Origin of the sequence: Paracraurococcus lichenis (assembly GCF_030657435.1) — a bacterium.
Classification (GTDB): Bacteria; Pseudomonadota; Alphaproteobacteria; order Acetobacterales; family Acetobacteraceae; genus Paracraurococcus; species Paracraurococcus lichenis.
In genome coordinates this window covers 1-2,335 of record NZ_JAUTWS010000247.1, presented here as the reverse complement: position 1 = coordinate 2,335, position 2,335 = coordinate 1, and the positions used below count along the sequence as shown (strand labels likewise).

2 protein-coding genes are annotated in these 2,335 nt (G+C 69.8%); both read right to left on the bottom strand.

The window, feature by feature from the left end; translation table 11 throughout:
• Positions 1 to 268 precede the first annotated feature (268 nt).
• Complete coding sequence (gene istB / locus Q7A36_RS39380; RefSeq protein ID WP_305109246.1) at positions 269 to 1,015, bottom strand: IS21-like element helper ATPase IstB; 747 nt, start codon at positions 1,013 to 1,015, stop codon at positions 269 to 271.
• The coding region (gene istA / locus Q7A36_RS39375) for an IS21 family transposase (RefSeq protein WP_305109245.1) at positions 1,008 to 2,335 on the bottom strand (1,328 nt) is incomplete at its 5' end. The genes istB and istA, both read right to left, overlap by 8 nt.

The following is a 2,335-nucleotide window of genomic DNA, read 5'->3' as shown; positions in this document are numbered from 1 at the left end:
TGTTGCCGGCGGCGAGAAAGCGCCTGAACCCGGCGCGGCCTGCCTGGGGTAAGCGGGGCGTAGAGGGCCGCCTGCCCCGAGCGGCGGGAGGATGCCGTCGTGCTCGCCGCTGTCGAGGACGCTGCGCGCCGCCTTCGGCGGTGGCCTACGGCCATCCTCGACAGCGCCTGCGCGCGCCGGCGTGTGGGAAGCCGGTCGGGACGAGAGGATGGCCGTTGCTGATCGAACCAGAGGATGTTGGTTTGGCGCCGCGAGCGGGTTGGCTGGCTCACGCCTTGGCGGGACGGCGGCGTCGGGCACGCTGCTCTGCACGCTCCTGCGCCTCTTTGAGGCGATAGGACTTGCCTTCGATGGCGATCACCTCGGCATTGTGGACGAGGCGGTCGATCAAAGAGACCACGCAGGAGGCATTAGGGAAGACCTCGCGCCATTCTGCAAAGGGGCGGTTGGTGGTGATGATGGTGCTGCGTGTGAGGTAACGACGGGACACCAACTCGAACAGGAGATCGGCGTGGCGGTTGGCGTAGGAGAGGTAGCCGACCTCGTCCACGATAAGCAGATCGGGCCGGGCGTAGTGGCGCAGGCGACGGCGCAGGATGGCGTCGCTGTCGATGGCGGAGAGATCACCGAGTAACTGTCCGGCGGTGGTGAACAGCACGGTGTGACCGGCAACGAGAGCCTGGTGGGCGAGATTTTGCGCCAACGTCGTCTTGCCCGTGCCGTTCTGCCCAAGCAGCACGACGTTGCCGGCGTCCTCGAGGAAGTCGAGGCTCATCAGCGCCTCGATGGCGCCACGGTCGCAGCGTTCTGGCCAGGTCCAGTCGAAGTCGCAGAGCGGCTTGAAGCGGCCGATACGGGCGGCCTTGAGGCGCCGCTCCAGGCTGCGGCGGGCGCGCTCCTGTTCCTCGTGTTCGAGCAGCGTGGCAAGCCAGGGCTGAGCAACGACCTCGCCCCAGTGGGCGAGCAGGCCATGCAGGCGGAGCGCCTGGGCGCGGGCACGCAGGGCGTCACTCATCGATGCTGTCCTTCAGCCGGTCGTAGGGGGCGAGCGGATGCGGTGGCACGGCACGGTCGCGGGCGCGGACATGCTCTGGCAGGACGAGGGTGACCGGCGGTGGCTCGCCGCGTTGTGCGCGTCGGCGATCGAGGGCGAGGCGGACGGCGTTGGGGTGCGGCACGTCGCGCGCCAGGGCTTCGAGGATGGCAGCTTGCAGCTCGGCGGGGCCGTGGGTGTCGAGCAGGTGCAGCAGAGCAGAGGTAATGGCGCCGAGGTTGTCGCCGCGCGCGGCGGCGCGGCGCAGCAGGTCCTGGCTGGCGGGCACCGCCCGGGCCAAGCGGTCGGTGGCGCGGTGCTGACGAGCGGCGTGCTTGTGCGTGACCAGGGCGGCGATGTGGGCGGGGTCCTCGATCTGGGCGCCTTTGTCGTAACTGCGACGATGGCAGGCGAGGAGATGGGCGCCGTCGGTGAGGCGCACCTCCTGTGGATCGGCGAGCAGCGTCAGCTGACGCCCGACCTGGGTATGCGGGACGGAGTAGTCGTTGCCGTCGAACCGCGCATAGGGGGTTTTGCCAATGCGCACGACGACGCGCTCGAACAACGAGGGCGGTGCGCCGGGTAGCGGCAGCAGCTGCGGCTGCTCGGCGGCGAATGCCTCGGCGACACTGCGCTCGGGCTGGTCGGGGCAGCGTCGGGCGGCGGCGGGACCGTGGCACCAGGCGGTGGCCTGGACATTGAGGTCGTCGAGGTCGGCAAACCGGCGGGCGGCGAAGAAGCTGTCGCGGACATAGCGGATGGCGCGCTCGACGCGACCCTTCTCATTGCCGCGCGCAACAGCGACCGGCCGGGGCTCGAAGCGGTAATGACCGGCGAAGCGCAGCAGCTCGGGATGGAAGCGGATCGCCTCGCCCTGCCGCTCCAGCACGGCGCTGCGCAGGTTGTCGTACAAGAGCACCCGCGGCACACCGCCCCAAACGGTGAAGGCAGCGACGTGGCCGCGCAGGAAGCTCTCCATCCGGGCGTCGAGGCAAAAGCGCAGGAAGATCTGGCGCGAGTGGCTCAACACCATGACGAAGGCCATCAGCGGCCGGCGCGCGCGGCCGATCTGCACATGTCCGAAGTGCCCCCAGTCGACCTGCGCCTGCTCGCCCGGCAGCGTGCGCAGCCGCAGATAAGCCTCGGCCGGGCGCCTCGGACGGTGACAGGCGATCAGATGGCGGAAGTGGTCCGGGCTGCCCTGCCAACCGCGCTCGCGGACCATGGCGTAGAGCCGGCTGGCAGTCAGGCTCGGGAACCGCTCCAGCGTCTGCAGGATGAACGGCAGGAACGGCTCGATGC